16 protein-coding genes, 1 tRNA gene and 2 pseudogenes are annotated in these 21,908 nt (G+C 62.6%); 6 read left to right on the top strand and 13 right to left on the bottom strand.

What is annotated here, in order from left to right; all coding sequences use genetic code 11:
* Nucleotides 1-93: 93 nt before the first annotated feature.
* The 7 genes from rho to AB0P14_RS05175 form a co-directional block, all read right to left on the bottom strand.
* Entirely contained in the window at nt 94-2,400 is a 2,307-nt protein-coding gene (gene rho, locus AB0P14_RS05205; protein ID WP_363838632.1) for a transcription termination factor Rho, read from the bottom strand.
* Between the two features lie 339 nt (nt 2,401-2,739).
* Nucleotides 2,740-3,723 carry a homoserine kinase gene (gene thrB, locus AB0P14_RS05200; RefSeq protein WP_363838630.1) on the bottom strand — a complete coding sequence of 328 codons (984 nt, stop codon included), beginning with the start codon at nt 3,721-3,723 and terminating at the stop codon, nt 2,740-2,742.
* Between the two features lie 42 nt (nt 3,724-3,765).
* Nucleotides 3,766-4,869 carry a threonine synthase gene (gene thrC, locus AB0P14_RS05195; protein WP_363838627.1) on the bottom strand — a complete coding sequence of 368 codons (1,104 nt, stop codon included), beginning with the start codon at nt 4,867-4,869 and terminating at the stop codon, nt 3,766-3,768.
* A complete protein-coding gene (locus AB0P14_RS05190) occupies nt 4,869-6,215 on the bottom strand; it encodes a homoserine dehydrogenase (protein ID WP_363839351.1) in 1,347 nt (448 codons plus the stop codon). Before AB0P14_RS05190 ends, thrC begins: the two co-directional genes overlap by 1 nt.
* A 48-nt stretch (nt 6,216-6,263) precedes the next feature.
* Entirely contained in the window at nt 6,264-7,715 is a 1,452-nt protein-coding gene (gene lysA, locus AB0P14_RS05185) for a diaminopimelate decarboxylase (RefSeq protein WP_363838624.1), read from the bottom strand.
* A 4-nt stretch (nt 7,716-7,719) separates the two neighbouring features.
* Nucleotides 7,720-9,372, bottom strand: coding sequence for an arginine--tRNA ligase (argS, locus tag AB0P14_RS05180; RefSeq protein ID WP_363838622.1), 1,653 nt, complete (start codon nt 9,370-9,372; stop codon nt 7,720-7,722).
* A 229-nt stretch (nt 9,373-9,601) separates the two neighbouring features.
* Complete coding sequence (locus AB0P14_RS05175) at nt 9,602-10,867, bottom strand: MFS transporter (RefSeq protein ID WP_363838619.1); 1,266 nt, start codon at nt 10,865-10,867, stop codon at nt 9,602-9,604.
* A 119-nt stretch (nt 10,868-10,986) separates the two neighbouring features.
* Here AB0P14_RS05175 and AB0P14_RS05170 point away from each other — a divergent pair.
* Nucleotides 10,987-11,059, top strand: a tRNA-Arg gene (locus AB0P14_RS05170).
* 621 nt (nt 11,060-11,680) lie between these two features.
* Here the strand turns inward: AB0P14_RS05170 and AB0P14_RS05165 are convergent.
* The 6 genes and pseudogenes from AB0P14_RS05165 to AB0P14_RS05140 form a co-directional block, all read right to left on the bottom strand.
* Nucleotides 11,681-12,760: pseudogene (locus AB0P14_RS05165) on the bottom strand (recombinase family protein); the annotation flags it as partial.
* Between the two features lie 415 nt (nt 12,761-13,175).
* Entirely contained in the window at nt 13,176-13,826 is a 651-nt protein-coding gene (locus AB0P14_RS05160; protein WP_363838616.1) for a hypothetical protein, read from the bottom strand.
* A 110-nt stretch (nt 13,827-13,936) separates the two neighbouring features.
* Entirely contained in the window at nt 13,937-14,428 is a 492-nt protein-coding gene (locus AB0P14_RS05155; RefSeq protein ID WP_183664354.1) for a single-stranded DNA-binding protein, read from the bottom strand.
* A gap of 73 nt (nt 14,429-14,501) precedes the next feature.
* Nucleotides 14,502-16,268: a TraM recognition domain-containing protein gene (locus tag AB0P14_RS05150; RefSeq protein ID WP_313276974.1), complete on the bottom strand. Its 1,767-nt coding sequence runs from the start codon at nt 16,266-16,268 to the stop codon at nt 14,502-14,504.
* Nucleotides 16,269-16,340: 72 nt separating this feature from the next.
* The gene (locus AB0P14_RS05145; RefSeq protein WP_313276972.1) at nt 16,341-16,901 is read right to left on the bottom strand and encodes a hypothetical protein; all 561 of its coding nucleotides are present in this window, start codon (nt 16,899-16,901) and stop codon (nt 16,341-16,343) included.
* A gap of 58 nt (nt 16,902-16,959) precedes the next feature.
* Nucleotides 16,960-17,262, bottom strand: coding sequence for a hypothetical protein (locus tag AB0P14_RS05140; protein WP_363838612.1), 303 nt, complete (start codon nt 17,260-17,262; stop codon nt 16,960-16,962).
* 27 nt (nt 17,263-17,289) lie between these two features.
* Here AB0P14_RS05140 and AB0P14_RS05135 point away from each other — a divergent pair, with 27 nt between their 5' ends.
* From AB0P14_RS05135 to trxB, 5 genes and pseudogenes are all read left to right on the top strand, one after another.
* Nucleotides 17,290-17,526, top strand: coding sequence for a hypothetical protein (locus tag AB0P14_RS05135; RefSeq protein WP_363838610.1), 237 nt, complete (start codon nt 17,290-17,292; stop codon nt 17,524-17,526).
* Nucleotides 17,527-17,701: 175 nt separating this feature from the next.
* Nucleotides 17,702-18,781, top strand: coding sequence for a tyrosine-type recombinase/integrase (locus tag AB0P14_RS05130; RefSeq protein WP_026937607.1), 1,080 nt, complete (start codon nt 17,702-17,704; stop codon nt 18,779-18,781).
* A 3-nt stretch (nt 18,782-18,784) separates the two neighbouring features.
* Entirely contained in the window at nt 18,785-19,114 is a 330-nt protein-coding gene (locus tag AB0P14_RS05125; protein WP_054683702.1) for a helix-turn-helix transcriptional regulator, read from the top strand.
* A 215-nt stretch (nt 19,115-19,329) separates the two neighbouring features.
* Nucleotides 19,330-20,874 (top strand): hypothetical protein, encoded by a 1,545-nt coding sequence (locus AB0P14_RS05120; protein ID WP_363838606.1) that lies wholly within the window; start codon nt 19,330-19,332, stop codon nt 20,872-20,874.
* Between the two features lie 73 nt (nt 20,875-20,947).
* Nucleotides 20,948-21,871, top strand: a pseudogene (trxB, locus tag AB0P14_RS05115) (thioredoxin-disulfide reductase); the annotation flags it as partial.
* Nucleotides 21,872-21,908: the final 37 nt, after the last annotated feature.

Below are 21,908 nucleotides of genomic sequence, written 5' to 3'. Positions count from 1 at the left end.
AGTCTAATAACTAAATTCGTTCCAGCGGGAAGGAGCAATAACGCCAAGAGGCGGGCCCGCACAGTGATGTACGGTCCCGCCTCTTACGCTTAGCTACTTGTCTTGTTCGGCCTTGGAGCCCAGAGTTGTCTTCTGGATCTGCATGAGGAACTCGACGTTGGACTGGGTTTCACGCAGCTTGGAAGTCAACAGTTCAAGCGACTGCTGCATTTCCAAACCGGAGAGCACGCGGCGCAGGCGCCACATGATCTTGACTTCCTCAGGGGACAGCAGGTTCTCTTCACGGCGTGTACCGGAGCCATTGACGTCAACAGCAGGGAAGATGCGCTTGTCAGCCAGCTGGCGTGAGAGGCGGAGTTCCATGTTGCCGGTGCCCTTGAACTCTTCAAAGATGACCTCATCAGCCTTGGAACCGGTTTCCACCAGTGCCGTGGCCAAAATGGTCAGCGAGCCGCCGTTTTCAATGTTGCGGGCTGCTCCGAAGAAGCGCTTGGGCGGGTACAGGGCTGCAGAGTCCACACCACCGGAGAGGATACGGCCCGAGGACGGAGCCGAGTTGTTGTAGGCACGGCCCAAGCGGGTCATGGAATCCAACAGCACCACTACGTCCATACCCATTTCCACGAGGCGCTTGGCGCGCTCGATGGAAAGTTCGGCTACCTGTGTGTGGTCATCGGCGGGGCGGTCAAAGGTTGAAGCAATAACTTCGCCCTTGACCGTGCGCTGCATGTCGGTGACTTCTTCAGGACGCTCATCAACCAACACCATCATTAGGTGAACTTCAGGGTTGTTGATGGTGATCGCATTGGCGATCGACTGCAGGATCAGAGTCTTACCGGCCTTGGGCGGGGACACGATCAGGCCACGCTGGCCCTTACCGATCGGTGCCACCAGGTCAATAACGCGGGGACCGATCTTCTTTGAGTCGGTCTCCAAACGCAGACGCTCCGACGGGTACAGCGGTACCAGCTTGGCGAACTCAACGCGGTTCTTGAGTTCATCCGGGTTCTTGCCGTTGACACTGGTGACGCGCACCAAGGCGTTGAACTTCTGGCGGGCACTCTGAGCATTGCTGCGGTCTTCGCCTTCACGAGGTGCACGGATGGCACCTACGACGGCGTCGCCCTTACGCAGGTTGTACTTCTTGACCTGTGACAAGGAGACATAGACATCGTTGGAACCGGGCAGGTAGCCGGAGGTACGCACAAATGCGTAGTTTTCCAAGATGTCCAGGATGCCGGCTACGGGCAGCAGAACGTCGTCCTCGGTCAGCTCGGTGTCATCGAAGTCCGGGCCCTGGGTACGGCCGCGGCGGCGTTCGTTGCGGTCGCGGAAACGGTCGTTCCGGTCATTGCGGTTGTTGTTGCTATTGCTGTTGTTTCCGCTGCGATCGTTGCGGTCGTTGGAATCGTTAGAGTTCCGGTCCCGGCGGTTACGACGGTTGCGGTTGTTACGCGATCCATCTTCGTCGTCGCCTGCACTGTTGTTGCCGTTATTGCTGTTGGCGTTATTCGCGCTGTTATTGCTATTGGCGCTGTTCCGGTCGTTGCTGTTCCGCTGGTTGCGCTGGTTATTGTTGCGCTGGTTGCGGACGTTGCGCTCACCGTTCTCGGCATTATCGCCCTGAGCGGATTCACTGTCGGTGGCCTCGGGCGTCTCGGCAGCTACGTTGTCAGCAGAGGTAGCACCGTCGCTGTGTGCATCCTGCTGGCGTGAACCACCCTGTGAACGGCGGTTGCGGGTACGGGACTGGCGGCGGTTTTCGCCGTCGTTCTCGTTGCTCTCCTGAGCAGGTGCACCGGAAGTTTCGGTGGAAGTGGACTCAACGGCGGTAGCTTGCGCAGAAACCACACCGGAGTGCGAGGCCGAATCCGTGGTGATGATGCCGTCGCTGCTGGCAGCACGGCGGGTGCGGCCGCGGCCGCGGACCGGACGCTCGGGAGCCTCGGTGGCAGCTGCGTTTTCACCGGTGTTGTTGCTGGTGCCTGCCTCGACGGCAGCGTCAGGAGCGGCAGACCCTACGGCAGCCTCATTGTTGCTCTCGGCAGCAGCCTTGGTTGCGGAGCCGCGCCGGGTTGAACGTGTTGCCGTCCCGGTCTTTGCCGCCCCGGTCTTTTCGGCTGCATTCTTGCCAGCAGCTGCCGTGTCGGCGCCTGCGCCAGCGTTGGAACTGGAGCGAACCGGCCGATCAGCAACGGAAGAACCGCGCTGATGAGCTGAGATGGCTTCAACAAGGTCGCCCTTGCGCATCCTAGAACCACCGGTGATGCCCAGCTGTCCAGCCAAGACCTGCAGCTGGGCGAGCTTCAACCCAGCTAGACCTGCGGACTTTGCAGGTGCGCCAGTGGTGTTTGATTCAGCAGCCTTGGGAGCAGCGGCTGAAGTTGCGGTTTCGGTCACGAAGGATCCTTCCCCCTCGATGGCGGGCCCAATTCTTGGGGCCGCGATGATTAGTGTCGAGCTCCCCTATTGCTGCCGCACTGGCTAACAACGGGACATACCCGAGGTTCCATTCCCGTAGCCGAAAAAACGGTTTGTGTTCCGGAAATGGTGTGATTCACCTTTTGAATCGAGTCTCAAATGGAGCGATCCCAGAACCAAACCGGCGGCTGCCATGCGTTGATCCAGCGGTCACTGCGCACGAATGGCGCAGGCTGCAAAGGCGGCATCATGGGTCAAATAAACACTGTTCGTTTCCGCGCTGGTCAACTAGCAACCAAAAGGGAGAGTGTCTATGAACTACGGATGCATCTCCACTTTAGCACCTTCGAGGTCAACTTCGAGCCGGAAAACCCGCCAAGACACGCCGTTTGAAGCGGAATTTTCATTGTCGTTGCGCAAATTTGTGATTCGTCCCACGATTATTTCCGCTTCGGCACCACCATTGGCAAGCACCATGACCGTGGGGCCGGCACCAGAAATGAAGGCTGCGTGCCCGTTTCCGCGCAAAAGCTCCACCAACGCGGCGCTGGCAGGCATGGCCTCGGCACGGTAATCCTGGTGCAGATAATCGCGGGTTCCGGCCAATAGCAGTGACGGATCATTGGTGAGCGCGTGCATGAGCAAGGCTGCTCGGCCAGAGTTGGCGGCAGCGTCAGCGTGCGGCACGGTGGCCGGCAGCATGCCACGGGCCCGTTCGGTTTTGAGTTCCACATCGGGGATGGCTACTACGGGAACCACCACGTTCGACGGCGTGAGCTTGGCGCTGGCGAATTCCGCACCTTCCTGCCACGAAACGGCCACGGCACCAAAGATGGCGGGCGCGACGTTATCCGGGTGGCCTTCGAGTTCGGAGGCCAGCTGCAAAACCCAAGCCTTATCCTGCTGATCCTCGGGCGCCACCAGCGCGTTCGCTGCCATGATCGCGGCCACAATCGCCGAGGCCGAGGACCCCAGGCCACGGCCGTGCGGAAGCACATTGTTCGCGGTTACCCGCACTCCCACACGGCTGTAGCCCAGACGTGCCCAAGCGATATCCAGCGTCTTCACCACAAGGTGGCTGGCGTCCCGAGGGAGCTCCGCCACACCTTCCCCGCTCAGCTCAAATTCCAGTTCCGGACCAGCCAAGGTGGTGATGGTCAAGGTGTCATAGAGCGAAACCGCCAAGCCCAGCGAATCAAAGCCGGGGCCAAGATTGGCGCTGGTACCGGGAACCCGCACGGTGGCGGCGGTTCCTGAAAGCGGAGTTTTCAGAAGCGGTTGATGAGGCAGCGGGGAAGTCATGCTTGAACCTGTCATGGTGGACCCTGTCATGATGGTGTGCTGCTAGTCCGTCAGGCCAAGTGCATCGGCAACTGTGACCACGTCAAAAGCCACAGACTTGGGCTGTGCGGCGCTGCCGTCGGCGTTCTTCAGGGCCCAATCGGGGTCCTTCAGGCCATGGCCGGTCACGGTGATGACAAAGGTCTTGCCGGAGGGCACTTCGCCGGCCGCATGCTTCTTGATCAGACCAGCAACGCCGGCTGCGGAGCCGGGCTCCACAAAGACGCCTTCCTTGGCCGAGAGCCAGCGGTGTGCTGCGAGGATTTCATCATCCGTGACAGCTTCAATGAGTCCGCCGGACTCATCCCGTGCAGCTATGGCCATGTCCCACGATGCCGGGTTACCGATACGGATGGCCGTGGCAATCGTGTCGGGTTCCAGAATGGGGTGACCGGCAACGAACGGTGCGGCGCCGGCTGCTTGGAAGCCCCACATGATGGGCGTGTGTGTGGAGACAGCAGGCAAGGTACCGGCCGTGGCAGATTCGTACGGGGCCGCGTATTCGCGGTAGCCGCGCCAGTAGGCGCTGATGTTGCCAGCGTTACCTACGGGAAGCACATGGTAATCCGGGGCATCGCCCAGGGCATCCACCACTTCGAAGGCACCGGTCTTCTGCCCTTCAATGCGGGCGGGGTTGACCGAGTTGACCAAGAAGACCGGGTAGGACTCGGCCAGCTTGCGGGCCACATCCAAGCAGTTATCGAAGTTACCGTCTACCTGCAAGATGGTGGCGCCGTGCGCCACCGCCTGGCTGAGCTTGCCCATGGAGATCTTGCCTTCAGGCACCAACACTGCACAGGTCAATCCGGCAGCCTTGGCGTAAGCTGCTGCCGACGCCGAGGTGTTACCAGTTGAGGCGCACACAACAGCCTTGGCCCCGGCTGCGACAGCCGCCGTCATGGCCATGGTCATGCCGCGGTCCTTGAAGGAACCGGTGGGGTTCATGCCCTCCACCTTCAGGTACACATTGGAACCCGTCAAGGCTGAGAGATGCTGCGCGTACACCAACGGTGTGCCGCCTTCACCCAGGGTAATGATTTTGGTGTCTGCCGTTACCGGAAGACGCTCTGCATATTCGCGGACAACTCCACGCCACTGATGAGCCATTAGACTCCCTCCACCCTCAAGACACTCGTCACTGAATTAATGATGTCAAGACCCTTGATGGCCTCAACAGTTGCCGCCAAAGCGGCCTCGCTTGCGCGGTGAGTAACAATGCGCAGCTCAGCAGTTGCCGGGCCGCCATTCTCAGACTCGTCGCGGTCGCGGTGCACCGTCTGCCGCATGGTCTCAATGGAGACCCCGTTCTCGGCAAACAACGCAGAGATCTTGGACAGGACACCGGGCTGGTCCGCGGCGTCCATGCCAATGTAGTAACGGGTTCTCACTGCATCGATAGGCAGCACCGGCAGCACCTCAATGGTGGAATCCGTGCGGCCCGGGCCACCCAGAACCAAACGACGTCCAGCTGAGACAACGTCACCCATGACAGCTGATGCCGTGGGGGAACCGCCTGCTCCTGCCCCATAGAACATGAGCTCACCGGCATTTTCCGCTTCGACAAACACGGCGTTGAACGCGCCACGCACCGCACCCAGAGGGTGTTCGCGCGGAATCAAGGTGGGGTGCACACGCACACTCACGCCCGAGGTGGGGTGGGCGCCGTCGTGAGTGCCGGCGTCGTGCTTGGCATCAATCTTTTCAGCGATCGCCAGCAACTTGATGACATAGCCGGCATCCTTGGCGGCGGCAATGTCTCCCGCCGTGACCCCGGTGATGCCCTGGCAGTGCACATCTTCCAACGCAAAGCGCGTGTGGAAGGCCAGGGAAGCCAAGATGGCACCCTTGGCTGCGGCGTCGTGGCCCTCAATATCGGCGGTGGGATCAGCTTCGGCGTAGCCCAGGCGCGTGGCCTCGGCCAGTGCGTCAGCAAATTCAGCACCGGTGGAATCCATGGCGTCGAGGATGAAGTTCGTGGTGCCGTTGACAATGCCCATGACGCGGGTGATCTTGTCCCCGGCCAGCGAATCCGTGATGGGACGCAGGATGGGGATGGCACCGGCCACGGCGGCCTCGTAGGAGAGCTGGACACCGGCGGCGTCGGCCTTCTCGTACAGGGTGGGACCGTCCACGGCCAGCAGCGCCTTATTGCCGGTGACCACGGTTGCCCCGTGCTCAATGGCTTCCAGAATCAGCGCGCGGGCCGGCTCAATGCCACCCATCAGCTCAATGACAATGTCGGCATTGCGGACCAGGGCGGAGGCGTCGGTGGTGTAGAGCTCGCGGGGCGCCTGAACGTCGCGCGGAGCGTCAACGTTCCGCACCGCAATGCCTACCAGCTCGAGCCGGGCCCCTGTTCGGGCTGCCAGCGCATCTGCGTCTTCCAGCAAAATGCGGGCAACTTGCGAGCCCACATTTCCGGCGCCAAGGAGCGCCACTTTCAGGGTCTTGATATTGGCGGACACATTGGTGTCCACGGTATTGCGCTCTGTCAAAGGTCTCTAGGCCCCTAAATCGCGTGCCAGCAAATCGTCTTCGGTTTCTCCCCGCACAATCAAACGTGCGGTGCCGTTCTTAATAGCCACAACGGGCGGACGGGGCACATAGTTGTAGTTGCTGGCTAGTGCCCAGCAGTACGCGCCCGTTCCGGGAACTGCAAGCAAATCCCCGGCCGCCACGTCATTGGGCAGATATACATCTCTAACAACAATGTCACCACTCTCGCAATGTTTGCCCACTACTCGGGACAACGCGGGAGCCTGCGCCGAGCTACGGCTGGCCAAAACTGCCGAATAATCAGCCTCATAAAGCACCGGACGGGCGTTATCGCTCATTCCGCCATCCACCGACACATAACGGCGCGGAGCCGTCACATCCGCCTGCCCATCCACCTCAACTTGCACGGTTTTCAGCGTGCCAGTCTCATAGAGGGTGAACGTGGTGCTGCCAACAATGGCACGGCCTGGCTCAATGGAGATCCGTGGGGCGCTCATGCCCAGTTCCGCGCACGTATCACGTACGACGGCGGCCATCGCCTGAGCCACTTCGGCAGCCGGGCGCGGGGTATCCACCGCGGTGTAGGCAATGCCGTAGCCGCCACCAAGGTCCAGTTCCGGCAAGGTGACGCCGTAGCTTTGCTGGATTTTGTGCGTGAACGCCAGCAGCTTGCGGGCGGCAATTTCAAAGCCTTCGGCTTCGAATATCTGCGAACCAATGTGCGCGTGGAACCCTAAGAAGTTAATGCTTTCGGCTTCTACGGCCAGCTTCGCGGCAGCCTCGGCAGCGCTCATACCGGGAGCTTCGGGATCCTCAGCAATGAAACTGAGGCCGAATTTCTGGTCCTCATGTGCCGTGGCAATGGACTCGTGAGTGTGAGCGTGTACGCCGGGGGTCAGGCGCAACATGACGTTGGCTTTTTCCCCGCGGGCCGCAGCAATCTCGGCCACGCGCGCCAGTTCGTGGAGGCTGTCCACCACAATCCGGCCCAAGCCCATGTCCAGAGCCCGGTTGATTTCCGCAGCCGACTTATTGTTGCCGTGCAGGCCCAGGTTTTCACCTTTGAGCCCGGCACGCTTAGCCACAGCCAACTCTCCGCCGGAGCAGGTATCCAGACGCAGTCCTTCGGAATCAACCCAGCGGGCTACCTCGGTGGACAAGAAGGCCTTGCCTGCGTAGTAGACGTCCACGCCGCCACAAATGTCTTTGAACGCCGCATCGAAGGCGTCTTTAAACGTCCGGGCACGGGCGCGGAAGTCGTCCTCGCTCATGACGAACAGCGGGGTGCCAAACTGCTCTTTGAGTTCGCTCACGGGAATCCCGCTGATGGTGACTTCACCACTGTGGCCGCGTTCGACGTCGTGCGCCCACATGGCAGGCACCAACTCATTGACGTCCCCTGCGGCAGGCAACCACTCAGGTGCCAGCTGGGCGCCAGCGATCTGCGTTTGGGTCATTTTCTTACATCCGTTCCGGAGCGGAGACACCCAGCATGGCCAGACCGTTGGCGAGAACCTGCCCCACGGCGTCGTTGAGCCAGAGACGGGTACGGTTCACATCGGTGACAGCTTCCTCGCCCATGGGGGTGACGCGGCAGGCGTCGTACCAGCGGTGGTACGCACCGGCGATAACTTCCAGATGGCGAGCCACGCGGTGCGGTTCGCGGAAGCCTGCGGCCTGGGACAACATGCCTGGGTACTGGCCCAGCACGGCCAGCAGCTCCGACTCGGTGACGTGGCTGAGCGCAGCGGCCTCAAAAGCTGTGCGCTCAACGTTGGCTGCGGCGGCGTTGCGAGCCACGGCGCAGGTGCGGGCGTGGGCGTACTGGACGTAGAACACCGGGTTCTCGTTGGACTTCTTGGTCAGCACGTCCAAGTCAATGTCAATGTTGGAATCGCTGGAGAAGCGGGCCAGAGAATAGCGGGCGGCGTCGGTGCCCACGGCCTCCACGAGGTCTTCCATGGTGACCACGGTGCCGGCACGCTTGGACATGCGCACGGGCTTGCCGTCCTGAACCAGATTCACCATCTGGCCGATGAGAACCTCAACGCGGTTGGCGTCATCGCCCATGGCTGCCGCGGCGGCCTTGAGGCGGGCAACGTAGCCGTGGTGGTCGGCACCGAGCATGTAGATGCACAGATCGAAGCCGCGGTCACGCTTGTTCTTGAAGTAGGCGATATCACCGGCGATGTAGGCTGCGTTGCCATCGGACTTGATGACCACACGGTCCTTGTCGTCACCGTAATCGGTGGAGTTCAGCCACCAGGCGCCGTCCTTGAGGTACATGTTGCCAGAACCCTTGAGCTGCTCCAGGAGCTTCTCAACGGCACCGTCTTCAAAGAGTGAATTCTCGTGGAAGTAGACGTCAAAGTCGACGCCGAACTCGTGCAGGGATTTGCGGATCGCAGCAAACATGAGCTCCACACCCTGGGCGCGGAATTCTTCCTGCGGGTCTGTGCTCTCCAAGATGCCGGGGTTGTTCGCCATGACCTCGGTGGCGATGTCAACGATGTAATCTCCACCGTAGCCATCTTCAGGTGCGGGCTCACCCTTGGCGCTAGCCAGCAATGAGCGGGCAAACTTATCGATCTGGTTGCCGTGGTCATTGAAGTAGTACTCACGGGTTACGTCGGCACCCTGAGACAAGAAGATACGGGCCAGAGAATCGCCCACGGCAGCCCAGCGGGTACCGCCCAAGTGGATAGGGCCAGTGGGGTTGGCGGAGACAAACTCCAAGTTGATCTTGGTGCCAGCCATGGCAACATTGGTGCCGAAGCTTTCGCCGGCTTCGACGATCGCTTTGGCCAGTTCTCCGGCAGCAGCGGCGTCTACGGTGATGTTCAAGAAACCCGGGCCAGCGATATCGACCTTGGAAACACCAGGGATTTCACTCAGGCGGGTCTGCAGAATCTCGGCGATTTTGCGCGGCGGAACACCGGCCGGCTTAGCCAGCTGGAGCGCGATGCTGGTAGCCCAGTCGCCGTGGTCGCGGCTCTTGGGCCGCTCCACCCGGACTTCCGAGGGCAGCGCTTCGACGGGAACAGTGAGTTCACCGGCGTCGAGCGCATCTTTTAGGCAAGTGGTAATGGCGGCAGAAAGTTCTTCAGGAGTCACGCCTCTAAGTGTACGGTTCCGGCCGGGCCCTCCCCCAATCCGTGGCCATCACGCCCAGAATGTGGCAGATCCGGTGCGTTGCTGTCCGCCAAGCCGCGGCCGGGCGCCGGAGCCCCTCCATTTCGACTCCATAGATCATCGGTCCGTGAGCTTAGGTCGTTTAGAAGCACCAGAACGACCAGAGCTCACGGATCAATGCATGGCGGCCGCGGATTACGACCACGCTCCTCTAGGCACCGACGGGCACCGGAGCGAAATCGTCCTCGAGCATCTTGGGGCGGCAAATGATCCAGGCGCCGACACCCAGCAGCACCAAGGACCCAAACAAGAACATGAATGGAACAGTCCAAGAACCCGTCCACTGGTGCAGCAGCCCAAAGAACAGCGGCCCCGTGCACGCCAACGCGTATCCCATACCCTGGCTGAACCCGGACAGAACCCCCGCACCGAGTTGAGTGCGCGTGCGGTGATTGATCAGCAGCAGCGACAGCGGGAACGTGCCGGGGCCGAGTCCGGCCAGGGCCACCCAGATCCAGGTCCCCTCAGCCGGTGATAGCAGCAGGCCCATGTATCCCACCACGAAACAGGCCAGCATGACTACGACTGCAGGGAACGGGTTGCGCATCTTGGCAGCAATGATCGGAATACCTAGGCTCAGGGGCAAGCCGAGGGCGGCAAAGAGAGCCAGCATGGACCCAGCCTGTCCCCTATCCAGCCCCGCCCCCGTCAGGATTTCAGGAAGCCACGCAAACATGGCGTACGTGTTCAGCGATGTGCACCCAAACATGAACGTCAGCCCCCACGCGGTGGGCGAACGCCACAAATTCATTTTGGGCACTGGTGCCGTGGCCACCGCCGAATGAATCACCGGCGTCTGAACCACGACGGCGTGAGGTGTCTTGGAAGGGTTGGCGGAGGCCGGCGTCGTGCTTGGGGAAATGAGCGCTACCAGCCAAGGGATCAAGGCGATGGTGCTGATTCCTGCCCAAGAGGCGAGGGAGAACTGCCAACTTGTGGCGTCGGCCACGGGGACCGAAAGCTGTGCCGGCAGTGCCGTACCCACTGAAATGGAAGTGACGTACAGTGCCGTCATGAGCCCAATCCTGGTGGGGAAATACTTCTTAACCAAGGGCGGCAACAGCACATTGCCAGCGCCGAGACCACCGAATGCCACCACGGAAAAGAGCAGGAAAAGTGGAGTATTGGGGACCAAAACTCGCGCGATCTGGCCAACGATTCCGACAAAGATGGCCAGCACGATGAGCTTTTCCAGCGGTGCCCGGCGAATCACATACGGCGTCAGGAAGCCGAATAGTCCAAAGGCGGCGGTCGGCAGCATGCCCAGGATCCCGATGGTCGAGGCGCTGAGCGGGAGGTCTTCGTTGATGGTTGAGATCAAGGGTGGAACGACTGTCACGGCCGCCCGCAGCGTCAGGGCTGTCAGGATGATGGCGGCCGCGAAGAGCCACGCCCTATGCTGTTTTTTTACGCTCATGAGTTCCCCATTGGCCCAACAATACCCGCCATATGTTGGTCTTTAGCCTGCGCGTTTTTCTTCCGAGCCCCTGCACCTGCTAAGCTCTTCTCGTTCCCATTGGCAGCCACGGTTGCCACGCCTTCGTAGCTCAGGGGATAGAGCGTCGGTTTCCGGTACCGTAGGTCGGGGGTTCGAATCCCTCCGAGGGCACCCAATGTTCGACGTTCGAAACTGCGACACGTTAGTGCGTGTCGCAGTTCGGCCGTCGGTCTCCGCTCCGTCGCCCTGCTCGCTCCACGCAGCCGCTCCGCGCTGCACTTCCGGGTCGAGGATTACGTTGAATGGCTTCGCCAGTTCACCTTTTATCTCTTTGTGCTCGCCAATGCGGATGCGAGTAAAGAACGCCTGGTTCGCTAGGCGTCGATTCTGGTCGTCACACCCGGCGTAAATCCGCCCAATGTCGGCCGCAAGGTCAAGACAGTCATCGATGTGGTGCCGTGCTTCGGCGTAGTCGTTGTGGTGCTCTGCAAGACGGTCATCGATCGCGGCGACCTCAGCACGGAGTCGATCTTGGAACTTCGCGAACTGCTCCAAGCTCAAGGCATCTTTCAGGTGCGCTTCGAGGAGCCGGTCTTGCTCTGTGATGTTCTTTGCACGCCTGCGAGTGAGGTCGGCGACCTCGGTTGACGAGGACTTAGTGAGGCGGTCAAGTTCGTGGTGGAGCATGCCGCGCAGCGCATCCCGAGTAGCCGGCGTGATCTGCACACGCTGGTAGTAATCAACGATGAGCGCTTCGACGTCGGTCGTCAGGATCGCTGCTTGCGTGCAGTCGGTGCGCTTTCGATGACGACCGAGGCAGACGAAGTACGGGTAGATATCACCGTTGCGAGCTTTGGTCTTGTTTACCATCAGTCGCGCCCCGCACTGCTGGCAGAACACGCTGCCTTTGAGGTAGTGGTCGTGCTTCTGCGTGCGATCACCGGACGCGTTGTGCGAGGCGAGCACGGACTGCACTTGGTACCAGACTTCAGGCTCGACGATCCGTTCGTGGGCACCGTCGTAACGGACCCCGCGGTAGACGACGTCCCCTTTGTAGTAGGGATTCTGCAGCATCCGATGCACTGAAGATAGCGGGATCGACCTCGAAGGTCGTCGCGGGCTTGGCACGGAGATGAGCCCTCTGCCCAAGAGCTCAGCGGTCAGTTTCGCCAGTGAGTAGTTTCCGGCTGCGTATGCTTCGAAGGCCCACTTCACGAGCGGAGCACGTTCCGGGTCGAGTGCGACGGAGCGGACCTCACGGCCGAGTTCGTCGCGTTCGAGCGTGTTTAGGTATCCGAGTGGAGCCTTCGACGGGGTGCCACCGGTCATGGCTTTCTGGGTCATCCCTTTGACGACTTCGGTGGCGAGGTTTCGCGAGTAGAACTCCGCGATCGTGGACATGATGCCGTGGAGCAGCATCCCCGAAGGGGTTTCGTCGATGTTCTCCGTCGCTGAGACCAGCATCACTCCGGCTTCTTGGAGGGCGAAGTGGATGGCGACGTCATCGGCACGGTTTCGTGCGAGGCGGTCGACTTTGTGCACTATGCAGTACGCGACCCGGTGGGTTTTCACGTACTGGATCATGCGCTGCAAGGCAGGCCGGTCAGCCTTCTTCGCGGACTCACCCGCATCAACGAACTCTTCAATGACGACCGCCCCAAGCTGGGAGGCTTTGTGCAGATTCGCGTCCCGTTGCGCAGGGATTGAGAAACCTTCGTCCTGGCCTCCTTTCTCAGCCTGCTCTTTGGTAGAGACGCGCAGATAGGAGACGGCGAAGGCTTCGCCGGAGAGGGCAACTCCGAGCGGTCTTGTCGCTGTTCCGAGAGGAGATTGTTGACTCTGGGCTGGAGCCTGGAGGGTGCGAGCGCGCATGGCGGGCCACCTTTCACTCGACAGAAACAGAAATGGAAATGCCCTGCCAGCAGGTGCGTGCGTCGAGTGTGGTGGCTGCCGGCGATGAGCCTGGCGTCTGCGTTCCGGTTCGGTGAGGAGCGGTTCGCGTGTGGTTAGTGCGCGCCCCGACCGTTCAGGTTGGAAGGGCGTGTAGTTGTTCGATGGTACCTTGCGGTGCCAGTGAGTTACAGGTGCTGAGGAGATTTGAAAGATGACGGCGGCTTTGCGCCCTCACGCTGCTCGCGGGCTTCAGCGACACGTTCGAGCGTAAGACGGATAAACAGTTCCGTGAGGACCCCAAGGTCGGGCTCAGGCCTGTGAACTGCGTCGACGAAAAAGCGTCGCTCCGCGTACGGCACGTATCCAGTTCGGCGCTCATACCGCTTCGTACGGCTCATTGCCCGCGCCTCTCATCCTCTGCTACTTTCCGAATGACCGCGTCCAGCTCTGCCAGCCGACCCGCAACCTGCTCGGCGACGAAGGAAGCGAAATCGTCCGTACGATCGGCCACTGGTCGTTCAGCCGTGTCGGGTTCGACCCAATCTTCAGCTTCCCCGCCGGGCCATGGCGTGACCCTGGTGGGTCGGTCGCGGTCAAGCCGAGTACCGGATATCGTGACCCAGTCGCGGAGGCGTTCCCGGGCGACAGCGAAGTCGTGATGCCAGGCAAGGGCCTGGTTCCCTTTGGCTTGCGGGTCGAAACAGAACAACCAGTGTTGCCTGAGTGCCGAGAGTTCCCACAAGAGTTCGGGGTGACGGTGCCACATCGGCGGCACGACCTGGGCGGGCAGGCCGTAGGTGTGACGGAGCCAGTCAACCCAGGCATTCAGGGCGAGGAGTTCGTGTTCGACATCATCAGGTGGCAGGGTGAGCCAGTTAATCGGACGAGGCACAGCGGCAAGCGTCGCGGCGAGGTCGTTCACGTAGGCCTGTTTCGCGAGCTGCCGGGTCTTCGCTTCGATCTCCGGAGGCAAGTCAGACAGGTCCACCCCATCGAAGTCAGGCTTTGGCTGGGGTAAATGAGGCGAGGTGTTATCGGGGTTCATGAGAAACTCCATCGGCGAAGAAGTCGTACGCACCGGGACAGTGCGCCAAGTAAGAAGTCGAGTGCGGCGACCAGATGGAGGTGTACGGGGTACTGGTCGCCGCACCCGGGTCATCGGGCCACGGCCTCGCGAGGAGGGGTGTTGTCGCGGGCAGCTGTGGCAGGTTCAGGGTCCAGCTGCGCTTCTCGCTCCGCGAGTGCCTGTTGCACTTGTTCCTGTACCGGGGCCTCCCGCTTTGCAGCGTCGCGTTCCGGGCCGGTGCGGTCAACCGTGTAGCGGGTGATGTTGTTGTCATGTCCGATTCGGGACGCGACAAACTGTTCTCGGTCGGCCCCTTCGTTGCCGGTGTATGTGCGGGTTTCACCCTCGGCGATGAAGTTGTCGCCTTTACGGAACTGCGCATGCGCGAGTTCAGCGGATTTACGGAACATCACGAGGTCAGTGAATGCCGGATCCAGGTTTGTGAAAGTACCGTCTTCTTCGAAGCGGGCCTGCGGTTGCCCGACACGCATATACAAACGCGCATCCCCTTTGCTGGTGAACGTCAGTTCCGGGTCGGATGCGATGAAACCCGAGAGGGATTCCTTCGTGCGAATAGTCATCAGCTTCACTCCTATCGATCATCGCCCCCGCGGAATCGCTGGGACTACCCGACAGGTACGATCCCGATCCGGACTATCTGGCACGGCCCTGAAGTGTCTGCTCGATCTCGGCCCGGTCGGTGCGGAGTTGCTTCGAGTCGGCGCGGTTCGGCCAAGGCCGCAAGTTCGTGATGATGGGGCGTGCGGTGCGGAGCATCACCACCCCGGTTCCGAACGGGAGCGTGCGCAGCACATCGGGTGGCAGGATCGGCACGCGTCGGATCGATCGCTGGCTCGAGTGCGCTCCGTACGCGTCGGTGGTAATGGAGTCGGTGGTTTCGTCGCGGTCCCCGATGAGGGTGGCGAGGTCTTGCAGGTCTCTGCTGTTGGATGCGCCTCCGAGGATGATCTTCACGATGGAGGCGTCCCAGATCGCGTTGGCCTGGTTCTCGCCCCACTTTTCCCGCGCTTGGGCCAGCGACTGCAGCACCGGCAGCGGGGTGATGCCGGTGCCGCCGCCTTCCGCCATCAGCGTCGGCAGACTGGGTAACGGTGCGAGGTTCCCGATCTCGTCGAGCGCGAGCAGGAGAGGTGGGTCCATGCGGGCTCCCGGTGAGTGTGCGGCGATCTTCCTCGCGGTCTCGACGAGGTCTTCGATGAACGCCGCCACCAGCGCAGATGCCGCCCCAGCACCGGCCCCCGTCGCCAGTAGGTACAAAGTTCCGTTACCCAACAGGAATGATTCCGGGTCGAACTCTTCGCCCGGGGCTGGGCTCACCGCGTCAAGGACGCGAGGATCGGCCAGGGCGGAGAACGCGAGGGAGACGCCTTGCCAGATGGAGTCCCTGGTGCGTGGGTCGGCTTGCACCATCGCATCCAATGAGTCTGCCCATCCTTCCGCTGCTCCCGGGTGTGAGGAGAGGATCCGGACAGCATCGGCGGCGAGAGTCGGGTTTAGTGCCCACTTGTAGAGCGTTCTCGCGCCGCGCCCATCCAGTGCTGCCGCGTGCAGGAGTCCTTGGATTGCGGCAGTGGTCTTTCCTTCCCAGAATCCGGCATCTTGGACACCACCGAACCCGGTGGCCGTGGCAAGGCCTTTCGCGCGGATCATCGCCGTCAACGGGTCCTGGCAGCCCCTCACCGGTGACCAGCGCATCCCCGCGGGCAGTCCCGGGGCCAGCTGCTGCGGGTCGAAGACGGCAACCTTTCCCTTCCGTGCCCGCGCTTTCAACGTCGCGGTGAGATTGTCAGGGCGGGTGGAGGTTGTGATGACAGCACCGGGCGCGTCGAGAATTGCGTTGATGACCACATGCAAACCTTTCCCGGAACGGGGCGGACCGATCAACAGGATGCTGTCTTCAACGGTCGCCCACACCTGCCCGCCTTTGCCGGTGCCGAGGAGATATCCAACATCGGCAGGGACCGGCTTTCCGGTCAGTGACGGCCGCAGCGTTGCAGCCTTCTTTACCAGGGCCTTTGCCGAGGCAACCCGGGCGACCTCGGCTGCTGTTGCGGTGCCGGCCAACCGGTGCGGGTCGGTTTTTGAGTGGGCCTGGTGGATTGCCCGCCAGACGAAGAAGCCCGCCGTTCCGAGGATCCCGAGGAACAGGGCGACGATGACCCAGTAGAGGATCGGGTTGAGGCCGTCAGCACCGAGTGCTTTCCCTGGATCGGTGGGGGTGGCGAGAACGCTGACGCCGGAGGTGAACCCTTCGGTGGGTTCCGGCAGGCCACTGAGGAACGCTGCCACGCTGCCTGCGATTCTTATGAGTCCGGTGAAGCCGGCAGCGGCAATGAGGGTGCCGAGGGCGAGGTTGATGAAGAGATCGTTGGCGGGTTTCGCCTGCACAGGGCCAGACATGACGGGCCACCTTCCTGACCCCGAGACAGGGCGTGCGGGGTCAGGAGAACAGGTGCGGGGCGCTGTGCCGGGTCAGTCGATGCGCTGCACCGATGTGGTGCCGGAGATCCGGCCGAACAGAATCACCTCACCTGTCACGACTGGTTTCTCTCCACGATCCAAAAGCGCCCGGGCGGTGCCCGTCGGTCCTGCGGAGGAATGGCGGAGAATCAGGGCGAGGGCAACATCCTCGCCGGGTACGAATCCATCGGCGGCGAACTCCAACAAGCTCGGTAGCACCACCGCTGCGGGTACGTCGGCGGGCGGGGCAAACGGTGACCGAGGCTGCGGTGCGGGCGCGGTGAGGATATCGGCGTGGACGCTGCCATCCAGCTCCCGCACCTCCACCCGTGTCGGTGATCCGAGCCGGGCGATGAGCTCGGTGAGGGTCTGCGTGATATCGCTTCGCCGGATCGGGGTGGCCGAGAGCTTATCTCCGTTGACGGTGGCGATGAGTGTGTCGGCATTGATGGCCTCGAGGAGGATCTGCGGAAGCACCGGTGGCACCACGACCATCTCTGCGCGCTGGTCTGACGGTGGGACGGGTGGGACGGGTGGGTTCTGTGGGGTTCGGCGGGCACGGCGCAGACTCATACGATCACGTCCGCACGAACGAAAACGAGCGAAGACATTGGAGGGTGATTTCTTGGGTTCATGACAACAAGGTGCGCGGCCCGCCCGCCCGGTCGACGGCCGTCGTCGTGATGGGATCAGCGGTGAGGGCCTGTTCCCGTTCTGCATGATCGTGAGAAGTCTTCGCCCATTCCTTGGCGAGGTCCAGTAGCTGCTGATAGTCGCCGGCCTTGACTTCGCCATGCGCGAGAGACCTCCAGGGATAGCTGCCATCAGCTTGCCGAACTCGTGCCTGTGAATCCCATGTCCACGAGGTTGCCACCCGATCGTCGTCGGACCAATCGGTGCCCGTGTATTGCTCCTCGACCGCGAACCGGGTCATCGAGCCTGCTTCTGGATACAGGACGAAATGGCCGCTCCCGAAGGTGACGGGGTCCTCCCACGCGAGAATGACGTGCTCTGGGTATCTCTGCGCGATCTCTTCCAACCCGTCCACCAACGCGGTCGAGTGTTGGGCGAGTTCCTCCTCGGACAAGCCGCTCATCGCGCCGCCGCCCCTACAGGCGACACCGTTCGCGGTGACGAGATGGGTGCGCCCTGCATGCTCATGACAGGCCCGCAGTGCTACCGGGAGCTGTGGGGTTAGGCGGATTTGTCTCTATTCCCGCGTCTTCGTGAGTTGCTTCCATGTGGTTCAGGTGCGTCCTGCCCGCTGTAGCAACGAAGCCACGCCGGATCAAGATTCCTGACAAACCATCACGATTCCTGACGATTCGGGCGTATTCTTGATGCATGGTCAGGATTGCTGAAGTAGCGGGCTGATGAACCTCGCTGTCGTTCGGAGTATCGGGACCGCTCGCGGGTGGCGGTCCGAGGAAGATGCTGCGGACTTCGAGCAGGAGATCATCGACCAGTACGCGCTCGCGATGGCCGCAGCTGGGCTCAGCGACGCTTACATCTCGCACTCACGAACAGCGATCTTCGAGCTCCGTTCGCACGTGAATATCCCGCTGTGGCAGGTCAAGCCCGCCGACGCGGACGCGTTTCTTGCCGGGCTTCGCCGAGCGGGTCTTGCGGCTTCGACGCGTGCGGGCAAAGCGGGCGTGATCGCCCAGTTCTTCGACTTTGCGATCAGTCGGTATCAGGCCGACATCAACGCGCTTACCGGGTGGGTGATCGAGCAGCCCATCGATGAGTACAACCGGCAATCGGGTTCGTCGCTCGGCAAAGTCCGCGTCCCGCCCTCGGACGCGGAGGTCGACCGACTCTTCGGCGGCTGGGCGGCTTCGTTGCAGGATGAGCGGCGATTTCTCCCGGCGGCGCGGAACTACTTCGCGGCGTCGTTGTGGCGGCGAGTCGGGCTGCGGATCACGGAGAGCACGAAACTCGATCTTCGCGACTGGCGGCCCGATCTCGGCACGCTCGGGAAACTGCATGTCCGATTTGGGAAAGGCTCGCGCGGGCGCGGCTCGAAGCAGCGCCTGGTTCCCGCGATCAACGGTGCCGACAAGCTCATGGATTGGTGGCTCGGCGACGTGCGGCACAGGTTCGGCCCGGATTGGGATGACCCGGATGCGCCGCTGATCCCGTCGGAACGGTTCGATCATGAGCTCGGCCGCACGGGGAGGGCCAGCGACGATGTGCTCCGGCGCGGGCTGGTGCGTGCGACCGAGCGGTTTCTGCCTGCGTGGTCGGGTGATCTGACTCCGCACGTGCTGCGGCACTATTGCGCGTCGTCGCTGTATCTGGCGGGTATGGACTTGAAAGCCCTCCAAGAACTGCTCGGGCATCAGTGGCTGTCGACGACGACGCAGTACATCCACGTCTCGAGCCAGCACATCGAGGATGCGTGGGCGCACGCGAACAAGAGCGTTGAGGAACGATTCGAAGGGATGGCGTGACTGATGAAGTGGAACCTGAGAGTCCAGGCCGCTGAGCGCGGCATCTGGAAGTCTGCGGAGTTGCGGCGCATGCTCGCCGCCGCTGGGTTGGAGATGAGCCAGGGCAAGATGTCGGGGCTGTGGACGGGCACTCCGACGACGATCCGCCTTGATGATCTCGACGTGATCTGCCACGTCCTGGACTGCCAGCCGACAGACCTCCTCGTGCCCGAACCGGAAAAGGTCAGCGCGCGCACGCGAAGGCTCGAGCAGCACAGCGAGGCCAACGGTTCGACACCGCGAGTGACGCCACGGTTGGGCGCGAAGGATGACCGGCCCGCCCCGCCACTATGAGTCCGGCACGCGGTCCGAACGGGCCGCTGAGCCCGCCGCTGCCCTGCACGGGGTGCGGCGTGAAACCGGCCGCGTGGCTCCAGCCTCGCGTCGACTACTGCTACGACTGCATCCCCGGCGGCCCCTTCGCTCCGCCGCTATGCCGCAGATGCGGATCGAGCGAGTACTACAGCCAAGGATTGTGCGCGCATTGCCATCCGGGAAGTCCCGGCTTCATGGGGTCCTGCCGTGATTGCCTGGCCTGGGGCGTCTACCGGAATCGCAACTGGCGGTGCCCGAAGTGCCGCTGGTGGTTCAAGCACTACCCGCAAGGCGAATGCGTCTCGTGCCATCGCGACGTCACCATCGGTGAGCAGGGCTACTGCCGCCTCTGCCTGGAGACCGCCCGGATGCTGCAAGTACTCGGCGAACCGCTCGACCTCGACGCACCGCGAAAGTTCGGGGCGCAACTGTTCTTCGCCGTGATGAACGATCCCCGCAGGCCTGCCGAGAAGCACCGGCCGATGGCGATGAGCCTGCGCCAAGCGATCCGGCTCGTCGCCGCGCCGCCGCCGGTCGCCGAGAGCACCCAGCCGGTGCTGTTCGATCTGGATCCCGACCCGGAACGGGTGCGGCAGCGCTCGAACGAGATCCGGCTGCGCGACATCACCTCCCGCACCGATCACTTCCTGTACGCCCGCGCCGCCGAGTATGCGTGGAGCAAACGGCAGACGAACCAGGTGCGGCGCACGTTGAAGATTCTCCAGCTCGTGTTCCCCGGCGCGAATCTGCACTTCCGTGCTTCCGACATTCTCGCGATGCGCCGCTACGACGATGACGGCAACATCCGCTCCACGATCGAAGTCCTGGGCGACGCCGACCTCCTCATCGACGACCGAGTGCCGACGTTCGAGCAGCTCTTCGCCCGTAAGACCAGGCATCTGCCCGAGCCGATGCGCTCCCAGCTCGAACTCTGGCGCGACATCATGGCCGACGGATCGAAGACCACGCCGCGCCGTCAACCCCGCGACACGATGACCGTGAAAGGGCAGATGTACGGCATCCTCCCCGCGATCACCCGCTGGGTCGAGGAAGGCCGCACCAGCCTGACCGGGATCAGCACTGAAGACATCCTCGACGCGCTCCCGGATGATCCGAGCCGCCAGCACACGATGATGCTCGGCTTCCGCACCCTGTTCACGATCCTGCGCGGCCGCAAGATCGTCTTCGCCGACCCGACGAAACCGATTCCGCTGCGCGGCCCCAAACGCACGATCCCGCTCCCGATGGAGAAGTCCGCGATCCGTGACGCGCTCACCAGCCCTGACCCCGCAATCGCTCTGGCCGTCGCCCTCGTCGCTTTCCACGCCCTCACCACGCAACAGGTGCAGCACGTCCAGCTCACCGATATCATTGACGGCAGACTCCGCATGCCCGACGGCCGTACGATCCCGCTCGCCGAACCCGTGCGGGTGCGCCTGGCCGCCTGGCTCGACCATCGCGCCACGCGTTGGCCCGAGACGAAGAACCCGTACCTGCTCGTCACGATCCAGACCGCGCCGCGCCTGTCGCCACCGGGCCGGAACTTCCCCTGGAAGAAGGCCGGAGTCACCGCGCAGGCGCTGCGCACTGACCGCATCCTCTACGAGGTCGAACAGACCGGCGGCGATGTGCGACGCATCTGCGACCTGTTCGGCATCGGCATCGACACCGCCCTCCGCTATGCGCATCCCGCCCGAGTCGACCGTCCTGTAGATGACGGCGGCGACTCCGCCGGGTGAACACTCGGCGAACAACCTCCCGAACGCACCTACCCGACTTGCCGCTTGGTTCGATGAATGTCAATATAGAGACATGTCGATGCAACAGGTGGTGATCGTCGGGTCTGGTCCGGCGGGGTATACGGCCGCGGTCTACGCGGCCAGGGCGGGGCTTTCTCCCGTCGTGGTCGCTGGCTCGGTGACCGCCGGCGGTTCGCTCATGACGACCACCGAGGTCGAGAACTTCCCGGGCTTCACCGACGGGGTGCAGGGCCCGGACCTGATGGACGCGATGCGTGCGCAGGCCGAGCGCTTCGGGGCGCGTATCGTCTACGACGACGCGACCCGGCTCGACCTCGCAGGCGAGGTCAAGACGATCGAGACCGGCTCGGGCGAAACGTTCGAGGCGCGTAGCGTGATCCTCACCACCGGTTCCGCTTACCGCAAGCTCGGCCTCGCCGAGGAAGCTCGGCTCTCCGGTCACGGCCTGTCATGGTGCGCGACCTGCGACGGCTTCTTCTTCCGCGAGAAGGAGATCGCCGTCGTCGGCGGCGGGGACTCCGCGATGGAAGAGGCACTGTTCCTCACGCGCTTCGCGTCGAAGGTCACGATCGTGCACCGGCGTGATGACTTCCGGGCGTCGAAGATCATGGCCGAGCGGGTGCGCGCCGATCCGAAGATCGAGGTCGCCTGGAACAGTGAAGTCGCCGAGCTCGTCGGTGAGAACGCCGTCGAAGCGCTCCGCCTGCGCGACACCGTCACCGGTGACGAGCGTGCCCTTCCGATCTCTGGCGTGTTCGTTGCGATCGGGCACGACCCGCGCTCGGAGCTGCTGACCGGGCAGGTCGATCTCGACGACGACGGCTACGTGCTCGTCGACCATCCGTCGACCGCGACGAACCTGCCTGGCGTGTTCGCCGCGGGTGATCTCGTCGACCGCCGTTACCGGCAGGCGATCACGGCATCGGGCACGGGCTGTGCCGCGGCCCTTGACGCGCAGCATTTCCTCGCCGGCCTGCCTGCCTGCCGACGAGACCGAGACCGAACTTCTGGAG

Origin of the sequence: Specibacter sp. NPDC078709, from assembly GCF_040686795.1 — a bacterium.
Lineage (GTDB): Bacteria > Actinomycetota > Actinomycetes > Actinomycetales > Micrococcaceae > Specibacter.
Note: the sequence above shows the minus strand (reverse complement) of the source record. Positions and strands in the feature narration are given on the sequence as shown.

Bases quoted from the DNA above. Each gene is read 5' to 3' on its own strand.
- thrB (WP_363838630.1), bottom strand. From the start codon at position 3,723: ATGACTTCCCCGCTGCCTCATCAACCGCTTCTGAAAACTCCGCTTTCA.
- thrC (WP_363838627.1), bottom strand. From the start codon at position 4,869: ATGGCTCATCAGTGGCGTGGAGTTGTCCGCGAATATGCAGAGCGTCTT.
- lysA (WP_363838624.1), bottom strand. From the start codon at position 7,715: ATGACCCAAACGCAGATCGCTGGCGCCCAGCTGGCACCTGAGTGGTTG.
- AB0P14_RS05175 (WP_363838619.1), bottom strand. From the start codon at position 10,867: ATGAGCGTAAAAAAACAGCATAGGGCGTGGCTCTTCGCGGCCGCCATC.
- AB0P14_RS05160 (WP_363838616.1), bottom strand. From the start codon at position 13,826: ATGAACCCCGATAACACCTCGCCTCATTTACCCCAGCCAAAGCCTGAC.
- AB0P14_RS05155 (WP_183664354.1), bottom strand. From the start codon at position 14,428: ATGACTATTCGCACGAAGGAATCCCTCTCGGGTTTCATCGCATCCGAC.
- AB0P14_RS05150 (WP_313276974.1), bottom strand. From the start codon at position 16,268: ATGTCTGGCCCTGTGCAGGCGAAACCCGCCAACGATCTCTTCATCAAC.
- AB0P14_RS05145 (WP_313276972.1), bottom strand. From the start codon at position 16,901: ATGAGTCTGCGCCGTGCCCGCCGAACCCCACAGAACCCACCCGTCCCA.
- AB0P14_RS05140 (WP_363838612.1), bottom strand. From the start codon at position 17,262: ATGACCCGGTTCGCGGTCGAGGAGCAATACACGGGCACCGATTGGTCC.
- AB0P14_RS05135 (WP_363838610.1), top strand. From the start codon at position 17,290: ATGGCCGCTCCCGAAGGTGACGGGGTCCTCCCACGCGAGAATGACGTG.
- AB0P14_RS05130 (WP_026937607.1), top strand. From the start codon at position 17,702: ATGAACCTCGCTGTCGTTCGGAGTATCGGGACCGCTCGCGGGTGGCGG.
- AB0P14_RS05125 (WP_054683702.1), top strand. From the start codon at position 18,785: ATGAAGTGGAACCTGAGAGTCCAGGCCGCTGAGCGCGGCATCTGGAAG.
- AB0P14_RS05120 (WP_363838606.1), top strand. From the start codon at position 19,330: ATGGGGTCCTGCCGTGATTGCCTGGCCTGGGGCGTCTACCGGAATCGC.